The 553-nt window shown below is 49.2% G+C and carries 2 protein-coding genes; both read left to right on the top strand.

Annotated elements, in window-relative coordinates:
- Window positions 1–76 precede the first annotated feature (76 nt).
- Window positions 77–292, top strand: coding sequence for a helix-turn-helix transcriptional regulator (locus HMPREF2572_RS01405; RefSeq protein ID WP_003763941.1), 216 nt, complete (start codon window positions 77–79; stop codon window positions 290–292).
- A gap of 64 nt (window positions 293–356) precedes the next feature.
- A partial coding sequence (locus HMPREF2572_RS01400; RefSeq protein ID WP_070495729.1) for a helix-turn-helix domain-containing protein occupies window positions 357–553 on the top strand: 197 nt, incomplete at its 3' end.

Raw genomic sequence — 553 nt, 5'->3', positions numbered from 1 at the left:
CTTCCTTAACAGCCGCCCACATGGGCGGCTATATTTTTGCCTGTCATCTAATCCGACTAAAGAAAGGCAAAAGCATATGAATAACACAGTATTGCGAGCAGACGATACAGCCCGCGCATTAGGTGTTTCACGAGCGACTATTTGGAATTGGGTAAACCCTAAGAGCCGTCATTACCGCCCTGATTTTCCCCGTCCGTTCAAAATTTCCGCCAATGCGACGGGCTGGCTTGCAAGCGAGATTGACGACTATATCGGCAAACTGGCAGCCAAACGCGAAGAGCAGGCAAATTGATTTATCAGGCGCAAAACAAATGCCGCCTGAACGGACATTCAGACGGCGGAAAGGATTATTAAGCATGAGCGACTATTCTACCAACGGCAAGGCAAAAACGCCAAGTCAAAGAGAGCGCGTTTTATGCCGATTGAAACAGGGCAGCGTTACATCATGGGAGCTTTCCCAAATGGGCATATTGGGCTACAACACGCGCATTATGGAGCTTCGCAGGGCGGGGCATGACATCGTTACCGTGATGGAAGAAGTAACCAACCAATT

It is taken from the genome of Neisseria sp. HMSC064E01 (assembly GCF_001808875.1).
Taxonomy (GTDB): domain Bacteria; phylum Pseudomonadota; class Gammaproteobacteria; order Burkholderiales; family Neisseriaceae; genus Neisseria; species Neisseria sicca_A.
Note: the sequence above shows the minus strand (reverse complement) of the source record. Positions and strands in the feature narration are given on the sequence as shown.